At 52.2% G+C, this 17,264-nt stretch carries 14 protein-coding genes; 6 read left to right on the top strand and 8 right to left on the bottom strand.

Annotated elements, in window-relative coordinates:
* Positions 1 to 8: 8 nt before the first annotated feature.
* Positions 9 to 446: a hypothetical protein gene (locus tag ACTJJS_RS32300; RefSeq protein ID WP_440668045.1), complete on the top strand. Its 438-nt coding sequence runs from the start codon at positions 9 to 11 to the stop codon at positions 444 to 446.
* A 67-nt stretch (positions 447 to 513) separates the two neighbouring features.
* Here ACTJJS_RS32300 and ACTJJS_RS32295 read toward each other — a convergent pair whose 3' ends face one another.
* Both ACTJJS_RS32295 and ACTJJS_RS32290 read right to left on the bottom strand, forming a co-directional pair.
* Positions 514 to 1,701 (bottom strand): MFS transporter, encoded by a 1,188-nt coding sequence (locus ACTJJS_RS32295; RefSeq protein ID WP_440668043.1) that lies wholly within the window; start codon positions 1,699 to 1,701, stop codon positions 514 to 516.
* A 63-nt stretch (positions 1,702 to 1,764) separates the two neighbouring features.
* Entirely contained in the window at positions 1,765 to 2,625 is an 861-nt protein-coding gene (locus tag ACTJJS_RS32290; RefSeq protein ID WP_440668042.1) for a helix-turn-helix domain-containing protein, read from the bottom strand.
* A 159-nt stretch (positions 2,626 to 2,784) separates the two neighbouring features.
* Here ACTJJS_RS32290 and ACTJJS_RS32285 point away from each other — a divergent pair, with 159 nt between their 5' ends.
* The 4 genes from ACTJJS_RS32285 to ACTJJS_RS32270 all read left to right on the top strand — a co-directional run bounded on the left by ACTJJS_RS32285 (position 2,785) and on the right by ACTJJS_RS32270 (position 6,589).
* Positions 2,785 to 3,825 carry a hypothetical protein gene (locus tag ACTJJS_RS32285; protein WP_440668040.1) on the top strand — a complete coding sequence of 347 codons (1,041 nt, stop codon included), beginning with the start codon at positions 2,785 to 2,787 and terminating at the stop codon, positions 3,823 to 3,825.
* A gap of 47 nt (positions 3,826 to 3,872) precedes the next feature.
* Positions 3,873 to 4,757, top strand: coding sequence for a DUF72 domain-containing protein (locus ACTJJS_RS32280; protein WP_440668039.1), 885 nt, complete (start codon positions 3,873 to 3,875; stop codon positions 4,755 to 4,757).
* Between the two features lie 91 nt (positions 4,758 to 4,848).
* Complete coding sequence (locus ACTJJS_RS32275; RefSeq protein WP_440668037.1) at positions 4,849 to 5,142, top strand: DUF3303 family protein; 294 nt, start codon at positions 4,849 to 4,851, stop codon at positions 5,140 to 5,142.
* Positions 5,143 to 5,347: 205 nt separating this feature from the next.
* A complete protein-coding gene (locus ACTJJS_RS32270; protein WP_440668035.1) occupies positions 5,348 to 6,589 on the top strand; it encodes an MFS transporter in 1,242 nt (413 codons plus the stop codon).
* Position 6,590: 1 nt separating this feature from the next.
* Here the strand turns inward: ACTJJS_RS32270 and ACTJJS_RS32265 are convergent, their stop codons facing one another.
* The 6 genes from ACTJJS_RS32265 to ACTJJS_RS32240 all read right to left on the bottom strand — a co-directional run bounded on the left by ACTJJS_RS32265 (position 6,591) and on the right by ACTJJS_RS32240 (position 15,847).
* Complete coding sequence (locus ACTJJS_RS32265) at positions 6,591 to 7,451, bottom strand: helix-turn-helix domain-containing protein (RefSeq protein ID WP_440668033.1); 861 nt, start codon at positions 7,449 to 7,451, stop codon at positions 6,591 to 6,593.
* A gap of 7 nt (positions 7,452 to 7,458) precedes the next feature.
* Positions 7,459 to 8,763 carry a spondin domain-containing protein gene (locus tag ACTJJS_RS32260; protein ID WP_440668031.1) on the bottom strand — a complete coding sequence of 435 codons (1,305 nt, stop codon included), beginning with the start codon at positions 8,761 to 8,763 and terminating at the stop codon, positions 7,459 to 7,461.
* A gap of 209 nt (positions 8,764 to 8,972) precedes the next feature.
* Entirely contained in the window at positions 8,973 to 11,765 is a 2,793-nt protein-coding gene (locus tag ACTJJS_RS32255; protein ID WP_440668029.1) for a hypothetical protein, read from the bottom strand.
* A 42-nt stretch (positions 11,766 to 11,807) separates the two neighbouring features.
* Positions 11,808 to 13,973: a hypothetical protein gene (locus ACTJJS_RS32250; RefSeq protein WP_440668027.1), complete on the bottom strand. Its 2,166-nt coding sequence runs from the start codon at positions 13,971 to 13,973 to the stop codon at positions 11,808 to 11,810.
* A gap of 15 nt (positions 13,974 to 13,988) precedes the next feature.
* The gene (locus ACTJJS_RS32245) at positions 13,989 to 15,623 is read right to left on the bottom strand and encodes a hypothetical protein (protein WP_440668025.1); all 1,635 of its coding nucleotides are present in this window, start codon (positions 15,621 to 15,623) and stop codon (positions 13,989 to 13,991) included.
* 26 nt (positions 15,624 to 15,649) lie between these two features.
* Entirely contained in the window at positions 15,650 to 15,847 is a 198-nt protein-coding gene (locus tag ACTJJS_RS32240; RefSeq protein ID WP_168873357.1) for a hypothetical protein, read from the bottom strand.
* Positions 15,848 to 16,072: 225 nt separating this feature from the next.
* Here ACTJJS_RS32240 and ACTJJS_RS32235 point away from each other — a divergent pair, with 225 nt between their 5' ends.
* Positions 16,073 to 17,263, top strand: a complete 1,191-nt coding sequence (locus tag ACTJJS_RS32235) for a histidine kinase dimerization/phospho-acceptor domain-containing protein (protein ID WP_440668024.1) — start codon at positions 16,073 to 16,075, stop codon at positions 17,261 to 17,263.
* Position 17,264: the final 1 nt, after the last annotated feature.

Below are 17,264 nucleotides of genomic sequence, written 5' to 3'. Positions count from 1 at the left end.
ATCCCACCATGAAATACTTGTTGCCTTTCGTAGCGCTATTTCTGCTGGCAGCCTGCCAGAACGTGAAGAACGACGAGCCACTTCCATCGCATTCCAAACTAGTGCAGATACCGTTGATTGACAGCCTGGGCATTATTACCATCGCTGTCCTCAAAAATGTAAAAAAGGAGGCACAAATGATGGGGACTAGCAATAAACTGTTGTTTGACACCATACAAAAAATCGATGGCCGATATTATGCCATTACGGTTTTTGATTATTCAGATTCCCTGCAACGGAAGGAAGTTACCGCAGCTACCATCATCAACGAAAATCCTTTAGAGCTTACATATGAACTGCTGTCGGCAAAGAAAGACTCCATCACTGATTACTTTATCCCCGAAGCATTATCGCTCCTGAAAACTATCCGTATTCACGGAGGAGGAACAAAGACGCCGTCCCGGTAAGAGACAGCTTACGATAAATCCCCGGAAGCTGTCCGGGGATTTGATGGGGTTATTGTTCGTATGTAGCTTATTGTTCTTTTCTGATCATGATCAGCAACAGTGCCAATGCGGCGCATACGGCGCCAAAGAGGTAAATCGCCTGATAACCGTAGCTGCTGGCGATCAGCCCGGCGACAGGGCCCGTAACGCCCAGCGCCAGGTCGGTGAAGGCTGTATAGGCGCCCATCGCGCTGCCACGTATTTCCGGGGAAACTTTTTTGACCGCTTCCACACCTAAAGCAGGAAATATCAGGGAGAAGCCGATGCCGGTGAGCGCGCAGCCTATCAATGCCATGGCCGGAGAACCGGCGCTGCATAACAGGAGCAGACCTGCCATCTCGATCACGATGGAAATGGCCGCAATCCGGTATCCGCCGTACTTGTCGGGCGATGAGGCGAAGAACAAACGGACAAGGGTATACGTAGTGGCGAATACACTCAGCGCCCATGGAGCACCGCCCCATTTGTTGGCCGCGAACATCAGCGCAATAAAGGAAGAGAGGCAACCAAATCCTATCACGGACAAAGCAAGGGATACGCCCTGTCTTGAAATCATGGACAACACCCGGTAAAACGGAACGGCTGGTTTCCTGCCACTGGTGGCTATTTCGGGGCTTCTTAATACAGGAAGGCTGCCCAGCGCCGGCAATAACAGGATCAGCATAAAGGCTGCCATCACGCCAAAATACTGGTGCACAAAATTACCCAATGGCGCGCCCATACCGATACCGGCATACAGGGAGATGCCCACCCAGGCCATGAGCTTACCTGCCCTGGCAGGGCCTACCAGCCCAATACCCAGTGTCAGCGCGCCGGTGATGAGGAAACTCTCGCCAATGCCATGAAGGATTCGGGCGGCAAGCAACAGGCCCAGGGTGAGTAACGGAGGGAGGCCGCCAATAGCGGAACAAACATACACCAGGCCGGCAACGGCGGTGGTAATGATGCCGCGTACCAGCCCGGACTTAGGGCCGCGGGTATCCGTATGCGTGCCTGCGTACATACGGGTAATCAGGGCGGTGGCATTGGCAAGGCCTATCACCACGCCAACGATCACGTTGCCATATCCCAGTTGATCGTGTACCAGTTTCGGTAACACTGCGAAAGAAACACCAATGGTCAGAAAGATAGACAATACGGAAAGCACTACCGGGGCCACCAGGGAACCGAAGCTCATAGCCGGGGTATCCATACTGTTTTTAGCAATTGTACTCATAATTTTTTATCAGCTTATTATGAGTGCAAAGCTATGATGGAAAGAAAGGGAGGAGTAGGCCGATTAATGGACATCATTGGACAATTCATGGTTTTGTGTCCTGAATGCCAATGGTGTCATGCCGGTATGTTTTTTAAAGAGCCGCGAGAAATAGGCTGCATCTTCGTAACCCAGTTCAAACGCGATCTGCTTTGCGTCCAGGCGGGTATAGTACAGTAGCCGCCGTGCTTCCAGCAGTACTTCTTCTGCAATCCAGTGGCTGGCGGGAAAGCCGGTGACGGCTTTTACGCACTCGTTGAGATAGAGCGGCGTAATGTGCAGCAGTTCGGCGTATTGCTGCACCTGCTTTAGTTCCCTGAATTTATTTTTTGCCAGTTTCCTGAATTTTGCGGTAATGGTTTGCCGCCGGCTGTTGGCTATGGTATGGGATAAATCATGTTGCATGATTTCAGCGGCGAAGAGCCCTAATATGCCTTCTGCCAGTGATGTCACGATTTGTTTTTTCAGGAGTCGGCCGGTTGCTTCCAGTGCGTGCTGCAATACCGGCATGCTGAAGAAAACAGCAGGTGACTGCGGGAGCGGAAACTGTTGTTGTACCCGCTGGTAGTTTTCAAAAATATCGCGGCAGTTTCCCCTGACCATACCGGGGGCGGCAAACAGAAACCAGCCGTTGCTGCGAGGGTGCTGCCGGATGTAACGGTGTACCTGTCCGGGTGCAATGAAACATAACGCCGGCGCAGTCACATGCCATTCGATAAAATCAATTTCCAGCACAAAATCACCCTCCGTCAACAGCAGGAAAACGTAATGGTCATCGCGGTGGATGTGCCTCATGCGCTCGTGTATATAGGTGCCTGTCTTCAGTTCTACGCCGAGGTCCTGCAGTTCTTTGCCATGTAGCGGGATGGGTGGCTGGCTTTTCATGTATTTGTTTTATCGACTCCAAAAGTCTGTGTACGACATGCCGCTAAGATAAGAATAGTTCTGTCTACATCAACGTGTATGGTTGATGGTGATCCCGCAGAACTGATCTTCTTAATGACGAAAATATGCTATCTTGCCCGGCTAAATATATTACCCTCTATGAAAAAGATTTGTTTAACCTATGGCCTGGTGCTGGCTGGCTCCCTGTTGTATCACGTGAATGCACAAACCTACCCCGGACCCGTTGGTATTGGTACCAATCCTTCGCCAGATTTTTTACTTCATGTCGCCGGCAAATCCCGATTTGAAGGGACTGCATTTTTTGGAGAATGGTATGATCCGGTAGTTTATGGAAAAGGAATTCAGATTACCCGGCATACTGATCAGGGAGATAATCAGTTTCACCTTTCGTTTATCCGGTCAGGCACTAAGATAGCCGGGATGGGCTTTTTAAGAAACAGTAATGTCTTCGCTATCCAGAATGACGCAGATAATTCTTCCCAGCGGGGAATTTTTCTGGATGGAGTAGGAAGAGTAGGTATTGGTGTCAATAATCCGAACGAGCAACTGTTGGTCGCCGGAAATATCAGCGTGACAGAGCTGGGACACAAAATTGGTGTGGCGATGACTGACCACATGATGTATGACAACAAGGAACAACCCCACTACGGCATGCAATGGACCATGGACAGCTGGAGCGCCAATGCGGGGCCAACCTATTGGCTGAGTGGCTTTGGCGGTATGAAATTTTTTACCGGCGGAGCACCGCGCCTGGCCATCTCCTACACGGGGAATGTTGGTATTGGTGTGACATCTCCCAACAACCCCTACAAACTGGCGGTAGACGGCACTATCGGTGCCAGAAGAATAAAAGTGACACAGGAAACCTGGGCCGACTTTGTGTTTGATTCCGCCTATATATTGCCTTCCCTGAAAGAAGTAGCGCAGCATACACAAACAAAAGGGCACCTCCCCGGTATACCTTCCGCCTCAGAAATTGCGAAACAGGGGCTGGACCTGGGGGATATGCAGCAACGTCAGATGCAGAAGATAGAAGAACTGACCCTGTACCTGATTGATCAGCAAAAAAAGATGGAGACACAACAAACAAAAATAAACACACAGGAGGAGCTGATCATCCGTTTGCAGCAGCAACTGAAAGAACAGGACAACAGGCTGCGGGCGCTGGAGGCGAAATAAGCTTTTACTTTTGTATTTTTACCGGCTAACAAAAAAAGCAACAAAGCATGGATTTTGGCGCCCTTTGGCAATCTTACGATCAACTGGACCTGAGCCTGCCGGCTGATGCCTGGCCTACCACGGCCGTATTGAGCGGTGTTGCGGGCGATAGTGTGCTGAGGATAGGCACTTCCGGCTGGAGCCGGAAAGAATATGCTGGTACCCTGTATACCAAAGACATTAAGGACACTCTGGCAGAATACAGCCGGTTGTTCAACTGTGTGGAGCTAAACGCCACCCACTACAAAATTTACAGTCCTGATGATATCCGCAAATGGACGGATAAGACCAAAGGGCGCGATTTCCGTTTTTGTCCCAAAGTACCGCAGTCCATCAGTCATCACAGCACCTTGCTGAATGCCGGCACGGAAACCGCTGCTTTCCTGGAAAGTATAAGGGCGTTTGAAACGCAGCTGGGGCCGGTATTCCTGCAGCTGAGCGAACATTTTTCTCCCGTACGTAAGCTGAACCTTTATAAATACCTGGAGCAGCTGCCCCGGGACATCCGCTTTTATGTGGAGGTGCGGCATCCTGATTGGTTTGAAAAAAACGCTGAGCGGGAAGAATTCTTTCGTACGCTGCAGCAGCTGGGCATTGGTGTGGTGATGACAGACACGCCCGGCAGGCGTGATTGTCTGCATATGGCGCATACCATTCCGCACCTGTTCCTGCGGTTCGTGACAAAGGGAGGCCATCCGCTGGACGTTACACGGCTCCACGCCTGGAAGGAACGCCTCGATGCCTGGAAGGCACAGGGCCTGCAGGATATTTATTTCTTCCTGCATGTGCATGACGGCGTACATGAGGCGGATTTTTACCGGGTGGTAAGGAAAGTATTCGGGCTGCCGGAGCTGTCGCAACAACCACAGCAAGCACAGATGTCACTGTTCTAAGCAGCCACGGCGGCAGTGCATTATAACTTTCGGATAACATTTCCCCTGCGCAAAAAGTGCGAAATTACAGCATAACCAAACCCCAAATGTTATGCGTACCATGCTAAAAGTCGTGATGGAAGTTTCGGCCGGCAATGAAGCCATTAAAAAAGGCCGTCTCCCCGAAATCATCAAAGCTACTGTCGATAAAATCAAGCCTGAAGCAACTTACTTCTTCGCATCAGAAGGCTGCCGTACCTGCCTCATGGTATTCGATATGAAAGATCCATCTCAGATCCCGGTTATTGCGGAACCATTTTTTATGGAGCTGAACGCCAAATTGGAATTTCAGCCTGTGATGAATATGGAAGACCTGCAAAAGGGGCTTGCCGCAGCCGGCAAATAAAAATATTGCTGTAGAAAAGTAAACAATGAAGATAGCCGGTATGATGGTTTTCATACCGGCTGTTAATGTTTTTGCCAAAAATTCAACTTCTCTTCAAAATGTTTTTTATAGGAACAGCGCTACATTTTTTATGAGATTACTATGTCAATAGATAGGGGATGAAGACCTAATTTTGCAGCGAATTGAATCACCAGCCTCTGTAAAAATGACGACCAGCACTGTTAGACCTATTAAGGAAGGCAACATCGGGATAGCGACCCTGCTCGCTTTTGCCATGATACCCATGTCGGGATTTGCCACCGACATTTACATTCCCTCGCTGCCAGGCATGACCAATGCACTCGGTATTTCCAGCAGCGAAGCACAGCTAACGCTTAGCCTGTTCCTGATCAGCTACGGCGTTTCACAACTCTTCATCGGCGGATTGCTTGACAGCTACGGCCGCTACAGGATAGCCCTGGTGTCCATGTTGCTTTTCTGCATTTCATGCGGTATCATCGCTAACACGCACAGCTTATATGTGGTATATGCCATGAGGATCGTGCATGGCATCACCATCGCTGCTATGGTGGTGAGTAAAAGAGCGCTTTTTGTAGACCTCTACTCCGGCGAAAAATTAAAACATTACCTCAGCTTCTTCACCATTATATGGTCTACCGGGCCTATCATAGCGCCTTTCATCGGTGGTTACCTGGAGGTGAACTTCGGCTGGGAATCGAATTTTTATTTCCTGGGCGGATATGCCGCGCTGTTGCTGGTATTGGAAGTGTTCTTCAGCGGAGAGACCCTCAAACAGAAAACACCGTTCCATCCGGCGAAGATAGTGTCTATCTATTATGAAATGCTGCGCACCAGCAGTTTTACGCTGGGTATCGGTATGCTCGGACTGGCTTACACCATGGTGATGATCTACAACATGTCAGGGCCTTTCATTATTGAACATTATTTTAATTTGTCGCCGGTGGTAACAGGCTACTGTTCCCTGTTCCTGGGCTTTGCCTGGATGGTGGGCGGTTTCGTTGGCAAAGGGACCATCAACAAGCCCTTTGTCCGCAAGATGAATGTCAATATAGGCTGCCAGCTTATAGCGGCCTTTGCGCTGTGGGGCACGTTCCTGCTGTTCAACCAGTTGTGGACGGTACTGATATTCGCCTTCCTCGTGCATGTGGGAGCAGGCTTCACTTACAATAACTACTTTACTTACTGCCTGCAACGGTTCCCCAAAAATGCAGGCATCGCCGGAGGCCTTACCGGTGGCCTGGTATATGTGATGGTGTCCATGCTTAGTGCCGGCATTATTTATGTGTTGCCCGCCAAAGACGGACAGAACTTGTCTTTCAGCTACATGGCGCTGATCGTGGCCAGCGGGGTGGTGATGTACCGGGTGTTGATCGTGAACAGGCAGGAAGCCGCCGCACTGCAACGGGAAACCACACAGGCGGTGTAGTTTAAGGAAGGATGTCTACTGCTGATTGACTGTCCCTGAATGCAGAGATATTGATACCGGTGTACATTTTAAAAAAACGGCTGAAATGGGCGGGGCTTTCAAACCCCAGTTCATAAGCGATCTCCTTGGCTGTTTTGCCGGTATAATGAAGGTACCGTTTTGCTTCCAGTATGATCCTGTTTTGAATAAGCCTGGAGGGGGCGGGCTGTTCCAGCAGCGCAAAGATATTGCTAAGTGTCTTGGCTGATTTGTTGAGTGCGCCTGCATAAAACTTTACGCCGTGTTCCTTTCTGAATGAGCATTCCAACAGCAGGGAAAACTTCCGGACAATATCCATTCTTTCATCTGAAAACTGTTGATAGCAATCGCTTTGCTGTTTGGCGATACGGGTTGTTTTGATGATCAGGTGTTTCAGCAGGGTACGCAGCATTTCTCCCTGAAAAGGGTCCTGGGACGGCCATTCTGCGGAGAATGCTTTCTCCAGGTATTGTATTTCTTCCTGTTGGCTTTTATCCAGTTTGATGAACATGGGGTGATGAATGCCATAGAAAAGGAACCCGACGCAGCCCACTTCTGCATCATGGTCCACGATACAGTAGAATTCCCGGTTAAACTGCCATGCTACCAGTTGGTCCGGGGCTTCAAATACAAAATGCTGATTGGATACCAATGGCAGGATGGAAGCTGCGGGCATCATATAACTGATCTCATCAATGGTTACCCGTTGTGCTTTGCCCTTGTTGTACACAAAGGTATTGATCGGCACGGTGGGTTTATGCATCCCTGCTCCCTTAAGCCGGTCATTGTTGACATGCATAATGAACCGTGCCGATGTCGCTTTTTCATCATATTCACTTACCATACACATTTTACTGAAGAGTTACCTTAATGATATTGGGTATTGCCGGTAGTGTGGTAAAGTCATTGGGATTGGGTACTGCTGTTATGTTTTTGTTTTCCGGGAGAGGGGTGCCGCCAAAGTTGGCTTGTGTGAAGCCTGCCCCCGGAAACTGGTTGACAGCGGTGCCATCATCAAAAAGGGCAATCGATCCGGAGATATCGCCGGTCTGAGTGGCATCCGTACCATTACCAGTGGATGCAAAGAACCAGTCGTTTGATAAGCCGTACATGGTGGCAATAGCTACCCTGTCGCCGTTAGCCACGCTCAACTGCTGCGAAACCTTGCCGCCTGTCTGGCCGCCGGCTTTGGGCAATAATACTGTAGTGTTGGGGGCTGGTAACACATATACGTTTTTAACGCCTTTTACTGTTTTCAAATAAGCTGCCAGATCGCTGGCATCACCGGTCTGAGCGAGTTTTTTCAATCCCTGGCCGCGGTCATTTTCTCCTGTCTTATAGATCGGGTTGTCAATACCGTTATACACCACCACCAATATAGGCGATAATGGCGTAAAAATACCAGTTTGCCCACTGATATAATTTCCCAGCACACTGTTGTCTCCCATTTCTGCGATGTTGGTTAACCCGTTGGCGCTGGGTTTGCCGGCTTCGTACAGCGGATTGGGGCTTAATAAATTGCCACCGGCAAGGTAGGAGACTGTCCACACGCCCGGACTGAAAGGGGTGGGATTGGACGTGCTGCCGGAGGTGTTGGTGATGGTTAATGTAAAGATAGAATTGCCGTTGTAATGCAAACTGGCCTTCATCAGGGCTGATGCTGCGGCATAGGTATTGCCCTGCGCGTCGGTGCCGTTTACTTCTGTTATGTTTTTGGGGGTGTCTTCTGCCGTGCCCGGATGCATGACGGAAGCTCCCGGCGCCTGGTTAATCCGGGTGCCATTGTCCCAAAGTTTTACCTGGGCTGAAACATCGCCTTCTATTGGTGTTCCGTCATCTTTGTATACTTTGATGCCAGGGTTGGCGGGGGCGAAAAAAAGATCATTGGACCACCCGTACATGGTGGCGAACGACACTGCCTGGCCTTTTCCGGCGGAGAACTGGAAGGATATGGATTCTCCCGGCATAATCACGGGTGAACTGCCGGTGTTTTTAAAAGTGCCTGATTCAACCAGCGGTCTTGAATCCAATATGTTCTCTACCGTGATCGTGGGGGATGATGTCATGCCCATATTGCCCTCATCGTCCTTATTGCAGGCGGATATTAACAGGGAGAGCCCTAAAAAGGACGCCCATGCCGGTTGCTTGTTTTTCATGCTGATCTTTTTTATTAGGAATCAAAACAAAGATAACCGGATAGAGAGGCCCGGTTGATATCTGATTTTCCCTGTGAGTTGACGAATTTTCCCGACATGAGGCGTAACGTAGTAGCCATGTCATTTGGCCGCCATGGAAAAATCAGGCCGGAGGGGGAAATCTAAAAATAAACCGCGGCAGGGAACGAGCTGCCGCGGTTTATTATTTTTTATGCAGGACGAAGTTTTTCTTCCAGCTGTTGCAATGCATTATTAATCACAGACAGTTGTTCTTTCACCTGCCGGGTATGCGGGTACCGTGCCAGCAGGTCTTTCAGCAGTTGGTAACCTTCGGCATGATTGCCCGCCTGTAAGGTTTTAGCGGCCTGTTGAAACAGCTGCACGGCCGCTTCCTGATCAGGGTCGTATACCGGGAAGTTCTTATAGGAAAAAGTCTCCCAAAGGTCCTGGTCCCAGGGCCAGTGCTGATGCAGCAGGTCTTTGTTCATTCCTTTAAGCACCTGCGGGAACTGTTTGTTTTTCAGGACGGGGTCCAGTCGATGTGCCAACTGACATACGCCTGCGTATATAAGCGTGGCGGCATCTGCGAGGGCAGGCGGAGCCGGCTGGCCGTTGAGGCGGTTCACATAGTCATTCCATTTTTTCCAGAAGGTATACATCATCCGGTCGCCCAGCGGGTTGCGGGCGGTGAGCTGCTGGTATCCTTTGAAAAGCAGGGTGAGGAACTGTTCCAGCCGTTGAGTGTCGCCATATAACTGTTTCGCCCATACGCCGTTGGTATTGCGGAACAGGTGTTCCAGCACCAGGTAAGGTAATGTGGCGTTGGTATCTTCACCTGCCGGCAGTTCGCTGAACACCTGCATGATCTGGTCTCCCGGTTCAATTGCAAATACCAGGTCTGCGATAGGCCACTGGCCGTACGGACAGGTCCATCCACCGGCATATTCCCAGTCGTTGAATGTTTGTATGCGGCGTTTGGAATGCAGCTGCGGCAGGCGGTGCTGCATGAACTGTACATATCGTTCCTGTGTAAACAGCCGGAGCAGCCGTTCCCGGTATTCCAGGTCGATGAAGCCCGCCTGCTCCAGGTATTTGCGGACCACATATACGCCTTCCGTGTCCTGTGAAGTAAGGATATAGTCGAGGCTGAGGGTCACCAGTTCCGGTGTTACCAGCTTGCCCTGTTGCAGGATGCCGGTCACCTGTTGCAGCAGCCCGGAGGACTTCGGCGTTTGCAGCAGCATCTGGTACAGCGCAATGATCTCGCCTTTTTTGATGGTGCGGTTGTTCCATGCGTCGTTGATGAGGCGTTGCACTTCCATGAAGCTCTGCATGCCGTTGTTTTTCATCATGGCATCTTTGAGCGTGGGCAGGAAGGCGCCTGTCTGGTCTGCTTTTTCTGCGCCCTGTAGCAGCCATGTGGCGCCGGTGACAGACACCAGGTAGGGCAGTTCCGCTCTTAAGCCCGGATGTTGTTCCGCCAGCTGGCCGATCAGTTTCACCCATTCATCCAGTGGCTGCTGCGGGTACCAGGCGATGTGCCGGTAGAGTGCCTGTAACAGGGAAGGGGCCAGCTGACTGAAATCTGCCTCCAATGTTTTCAGCACGCGGTAGATGCGGTCCAGCTCATGGATATCTTTAGCCTGGTCGAGCAGGAGGCCGAGGCTTTTACGAAGATGCGGGTTGTCGCTGTAGGAGAAGGTTTGCAGCCGGTCGATCACCTGTTGTTTGAGAGCGGCAGGGTACCACTGTCCCTCCAGGATGTCACAATACAGCTGTAACAGCGCCGGCTGGAATTGTTCCTGTATGGTCACCTCACAGGCAGCGGTGGCGAGTTGTGTTTTCAGGTAATGGTCTGTTTCCGTGGTAGCCAGTTCCACCAGCAAACGCGCTGTCTCTGCGGATTTGCGGCCGGTTTGCAGGATTACCTGCACCATGGCGCTGCGCAGCGCCAGTAGCGGCTCCTGCCGGATAGCTGCTGCCAGTGCCGGTTCCAGCTGCTCCTGGAAGGCGGCAAAGCGGGATGTCAGCAACGGCAGCGTCGCTTCTCTTACATATGGATTGGCATCCTGCATCCCGCTGACGATCAGCTGTGGCATAGCTGCCTGTTGCAACAGTGTGAGCAGCCTGATCTTCAGCCCTGCGGATGGTGTGGCGGCAAACAGGGCTGCGAAGGCGTCCTGTAGCTCAGGGTGGGCGGTAAGCCTTCCGGTGACCAGCGCCAGCAGATCGGGGAGGTCCGGAATCTGCTGTAACGCCTGGAAGATGCCTTTGAACAGTGTTTCATCTACCTGTCGCATGCCGGCCAGCAGGCTGATGATAGCTTCGCGTACGGGCAACGATGTTTCGGTTGGTATCATGGCGGCCAGCTGTGACAGGGCATCGGCAGGCACTTGTGGCATGGCCGCCAGAAAACCTATTGCCGTCAGCCGCAGATGGGTGGCTTCCAGCGGTCCGGTAAACTGCAGGGCCATTGTGGCGGCGGCAGGTAAGGGCAGCTGTTGCACAAGTGCCAGTAGTGCTTCGCGGCATGCTGCCGGTGCCTGCGGGATGTACGTACCTATCCTGCCAATGGTAGCCTCCGATTTGCGGACGCTGTTTCGCAGGCCCTGAATACTGGCCAGCTGTATATCTGTATCAAGATCATGGGCCATCGTTTCGGCCAGTATGTCCTGTATGTCGTCAACATGCGCGGCCAGCGAAGCCAGGGTGCTGACGGCCATCAGCCGCAACGGGCGCTCGGGGTCCAGGCAGGCAATGAGGGCCAGCGTGGAGATATAGGATGGATGGTCCGTTACACGGGCACTGTCCAGTTCACATAACTGTTGTAGCATCGCTGTTTTTACAGCGACCGTTGTCTCTGCCTGTACGGCATCGCATAATTTGGTAATGCCTTCTGCCGCTTCCAGGAAGGGACGCAGCCGGGAGAGGGCGGTCAGCCGCTCTTCTGTACTGCGTTCTGTAGATAATAGTATATCGAATAATAAGATTTCTTCCGACATATGTTGTGCTGTGAAGATGATGAAATAATGTACCAGCGCCGGTTAATCGGCGAAGCCGGGGCCATCTGCTTCGGGAGCGGCAGGCGGTGCGGCGCTGCGCAGCAGGTCGTCCACATTGAGCCCGGCAGCGCGGCAAGCCCGCTGCAACGCTTCTTTAAAGCTGCTGTCCTGTAACATGCCGGGCAATTGAGCGGCTTCTTTCAGCAATACCGGCATCGGTTCCCAGGTATTGTTGGCCTCCAGGTATTGCAGGTAAGGCACTACGCCGGCGGCGGTGGTCTGTTGTAAGAGGTGTTGCCGGAAAACAGTCTCCAGCTGCTCTTTCCATATGATGCGCAGCAGTTCGTCGAGCTGTATCATATTGAGATAACGTCCTCTCTTCTCCAGCAGCAGCCAAAGGCCTTCCCGCAGCTCCGCATTGGCGGGATTACTTTTCAGCACCAGCAGGTACCATTTGAATTTCGATTCGTTGCCCAGATCGGTATGTAGTAACTGGTTGAGGGCATACCGGCTCATGTCGTCATTGATGCCGGTTTTCACGGAAAGGAAATTGAGTATTTCGATGTCGGTTACGCCGGACTGGTACAGGCTATTGCTGTTTGCCGGGTTAATGGCGGCGAATAATATTTTATCGGCCATCTGCGGATTGTCATCGTAGAAGAGCCAGATATGCGGAAATATACCGCTTAGGTCGCGGGTTACTTCCGCTTTATGCAGCCACTGTTCCCAGTTGATCTGTGTGCCGCCGTTATGGGAGATGGCTTTCTCCTGTACTTTGGTGGCGAGGCGTTGCAGTTCAGCATCGTTGCTATGGTCTGCCAGCTTGCTGAACACCTGTACGGCGGCGGCAGGTAGCTGCGGGATGCAGCTGATTTTGCGCGCCAGCAATTGCCGTTGTTGGTGTGGTATCTCCGGATGCAGCAACACCGGCGCTGCTGCGGCGATGGTACTGGTATTGTCGGGCGTCAGCGGAATGTACAATATAGCTTGTACGGCCCAGCTCCTGATAGCGGCGGAAGGTGCTTCCAATGCGCGGAGATAAAAACGGTTCCACGATTCTCCGGTGTTCATGGCGCTGGTGATGGCTTTCAGAATGATGGCCTTGCAGGCGTCATGCTGTTCTTTTTCGTAGGCGGCCATGAACTTCTCCAGCAGTGCCGGTTTTACAGGCACCTGCCGGCCGAGTATGTCGTATAACGCGGCAGCCAGATCGACCGGGATGTCACGGTCCGGCAGTTGCCACAATGCTTCCGTCAGGGCCTCATTTTTTTCTGTATAGGGCGCCAGCAGTTGCAGCAGCTGTAAGGCTACCTGTATATGTTTTTCTGTTTGCAGGCAACGGGTGAGATGCTCAATTATTGCGGGTGTAAGGGTGAGGCTGTACGCGAATACAAACATCGCGGCCTGTCTTACGGCCGGGTCGGGGTCTTCCCTTAATGCATGCAGCAGGGTGTCCAGCACATCGTTGTTGCTGACGCCGTGTACGGCCAGCAGTTGTATGCTCCATTTGCGTATCTGCGGTGTTTTATCCGCGCGAACGAGCGTACACAGGGCCGCTTCGGGAACGGTGGAGCGGTCAAAACAGAAACGCAGCACCATCTCTTTGATAGCAGCCGGTGTGGCGGGCTGCAGCTGTTGTGCTATCTGCTCCGGTGTCAGCTGGTCGCGCAGCAGGAGCCGGTTCAGCAGCAGCAGTTTGTCGTCCGTATCAGTGCTGTCCAGCAGGCTGCGGTAGAAGGCGAGGTCGGCCTCCGTAGCCTGAACGGGTATCAGCAGCCACGAAAGGATTTGCCGGTTGACATCAGCGTTATGTTGTTGTTGATAAAAAGCGATGAGGCGTTCCCGTGCGGGCGGATAAGTGAGGGAGAGCCTGCCCAGCAGGGGCAGGATGATGTCCCTGGATTCGTCCTGCTGCAGCGATGTGGCCAGCAGGTCGGCGAAGCCTTGCTTGTCCGGGACCTGTTGCAGCCCTGTGGCGGCGAGGCGTTGCAGCATGTCCGCTTTCAGCCGGGTGTCTGTCTCGGCGGCAATAAGCTCCATCCATTTGCTGATCACGGCGGGATCATTAAGGTAATGGGCCGCCGTGGAGAGCAGCGAGTATTTATTGTCTGTATCGGAGAGCGGCACCATATCTAGCATCAGCAGCGCCTGTTCGGTGCCGGCGTTCCTGCGTTCGCGGATGGTGGCGATGGTTTGGCTAAGGTCCATATTGACGGTCGTTTATCAGGAGGTTTTCAGTGTGCCGGGCTTCAGTCCGGACAAGGCGTTGGCCATGGTCTCCTGTTGGTGTTCATCTAAAGGAAGTTTCAGGGTGGCGTCCAGTGCTTTCTGTCTGGAGGCGTTGTCTATCAGTTCGTTCTTCACTACCTGGATGAGTACATCGAACTTTTTGTCTACGCCGGGGCGCAGGTAGCCATCGAGGCAAAGGCGTACCAGTTCCCGTTCGTTATCGTACAACAGTACGTCTTCCAGTGCCGGTGGTATCTGTGCGTAAAGCTCTGCCGCGTTGGCAAGGATGCCGGCGCAGGTAACCCTGAACGGCGATCCCGGCTCGGTAAGCTCCGCGCAGAATATATCCACCAGTTGCGGATGGCGGGACACGGACAACGCCTTGATCTGGTTGAACAGCACTTCCCGCAGCGCTTCGTTGTGCTCCCGGGTAAACAGCTGCACCACCGGGTCCAGCATTTTCTCGAGGCTGATTTTTCCAATGAGCAGTTGCAGTACTTTCTGGCGCTGGCTGGTGCTGGGTAGGTCTTTGATGCTTTGCAGCAACAGCTGGCTGATTTGTTCGTCTCTGCCGGCGTAAGGAGCCAGCATATCGGTCAGCTGGCTAAATTCCTCTTCATTAAAAACACCGGGATTGCCGGCAAAAGCGGTGGCCACTTTGTTTCTGATCTCCGCTATGCGCATCACGGGCTTAAGCTGCTGCAGCAGGGTAAGGCGTACGCCTTCCGAGCGGTCAGTGGCCAGCAGGCCGGCCATACTGATCAGCTGTTCGTTGGTGCGTTCGGGTTGTTCTCCCTGCAAAGCCAAAGCCTGGCTGCGGATGCCTGCATCGCCGTCGTGGGATGAAGACCAGAGCAGTTGCAGGAGGATGGCCTCGTTCCATGGTTTGATGCGTGACAGGGCCGCCAGTGCCTCGTGGCGGGCAAGGACATCGTTGTCGGTACGCAGTACGGGGATGAGCACTTCGGCATAGGCAGGTTCCAGCAGGCGTGCGGCTGCCAGCCGTTGCAGGATGCGGAAGCGGATACCGCGATCGTTTTTGACGTCGAGGTAGGGTTGCAGGCCGGCCACCATTTGCGCGCTCCAGGATGGACATTTCTCTGCTATCTCTATGGCCTGTAATTGTAATATCGTAGGGGCGTTCACGTTTTTAAGCAGCGCTGCCAGTGCAATATCTTCCGTGATGACAGGAAGAGAGGCAAGGGTATCCTGTACGGCTATACGTTCCTGTTCACTGAGGTTCTCCTGGCCCGACAGTTCCACGAAGAATACTGCCAGCCGCGGGTCCTGGTGGATACTTTCCTGCAGGCGGTATAACAGCGTGGTGCGGGTATCGCGGTCTTTTTCCTGCCGGTACACGTCCAGCAGCGCCTGGAACAAGGCACCGGTATCGGCAAAACGGGAGGTGTTCAGCGCGGACAGGAAGTGCAGCAGCTGGTCCCGGGTCTCTTTATCTTTTGTGAGGGGCAGTACTTCCAGCAACGCGGTGGTTACTTCCGGTACATGCAGGTTCTGGGAAGCCATCTGGATAATCTGCGCTTTGATCACCTGTTCGGAATGCGGGCTGCCCAGTACTTTGCGGATAAGCCCGGGCAAGGCGTGCTCCGGGCGTTGGGTACTATTTTCCATGCTATCGTTTTTTCAATGTAAAGAAATCAGCTGCCGATAACAGCTTCAATTTTGTTCAACAGAATGATCGCCGGCTGACCTCCGGATGTTCTGATCTCTACGGTCTCCGGGGTGATGTGGGTCACGATACCGCTGAACGTGTGATGGGTTAAATAGATACTGACCGGTAATTGTTCGTGCTGACTACTCTCGAGCATGACAAGGAATACATTCGTTTCGGACATATGGTTAACATTTTATATTGTTTCCGGATGGGCCGTAAATATAAAGTATTTAATGGATGCCACCACCCGGAAAAACGAGTAAATACTTTACCATTTTGATAATAACCCTACCATTTCTGAAGGGTCTCAAGATAGCGGTAAAATCTCAATAAGTTAATAACCAAACAGTTAAATTCTGCTCGTGGGTATGGCATCGCTTTGGTGGCGATATAAAAAACACTTACCATGTTACGGTTAAGAACAAAACTGATCCTCGGCCTTACCTTCCTGTTTGCCGTGACATTAGCCATCAGTATGCAGGGTATTTACCGCATTTATCAGCTGGACCGTGATGCGCGATTGATCTTACAGCAAAACCTGCATTCTATTGTTTACTGTAATAATATGTTGCAGGCGCTGGAAACACGGCCGGTGCAACTGGCCTCCCTGAAGGAGGACCTGGCCCTGCAGCAGCGGAACATAACGGAGCATGGAGAAGATGCGGCTACGGCCGCTGCAGCGGCCACGGTGAAAAAACTACAGGCAGACCCGCAGAATGAGGAACTGATCAAATCCCTGCGCCAGGAGGTGTTGAGGATTGCCATCATTAACCAGGAAGCCATATCCCGCAAAAGTGCCGTGGCATCCAAAACCGCGTCCAACGCTATTTTAGCCTTGTCTGTATTTACCCTGCTGTCGCTCAGCGTGTATATCATTTTTATCTTCAGTTTCCCACAGATCATCAGCAGGCCGGTAGGACTGCTGGCTAACGGTATCCGTCAGATAGCGGAGAAAAATTACCGTGCCCGCATCGACCTGCGCCCCGGTGACGAGTTTGGTCAACTGGCGGCAGGGATTAATAATATGGCGGAAAAGCTGCATGGCTATGAAAACAGCAACATCGAACAACTGAAAGCGGAAAAAGCAAGGATGGAAACCATCATCAACCTGATGCATGACGGCGTGATCGGGTTTGATGAAAGACGGAATATCCTGTTTATGAATACCGTGGCCAAACGGTTATGCGGACAGGTGAAAGCGCCCGGTAATACAGTGCTGGACACCATCATTCATCACCCTGCGCAACAGCGGCTGACGATCAGTCACGCCGGCCAGACTTACACTTTTGTTAAAGAAGTAATGAGCGTGGAAAATAATCGGGACGCGATCGGAGAAGTGATGGTATTGCGCGATATCAGCGCTATACAGGAACTGGCCGCTGCCAAGACTAAATTTATTGCTACAGCCTCTCATGAACTGAAAACTCCCATTGCGTCCATGCAGATGAGCCTTGGCCTGCTGGCCGATGCCCGCACCGGCCCTCTGCTGCCGGGTCAGCTCGAGCTGGTCAACAGCCTGGAGGAAGATGTGGACCGCATCCTGAAAATCAGCAGCGAAATCCTGGATGCAACAGATGAACAGCTGCAAATGATTTGAC

This window comes from Chitinophaga sp. 22308 (assembly GCF_052045305.1).
Lineage (GTDB): Bacteria > Bacteroidota > Bacteroidia > Chitinophagales > Chitinophagaceae > Chitinophaga > Chitinophaga varians_A.
The sequence above is the reverse complement of the archived record's forward strand: the minus strand, read 5'-3'. Positions and strand labels throughout refer to the sequence as shown.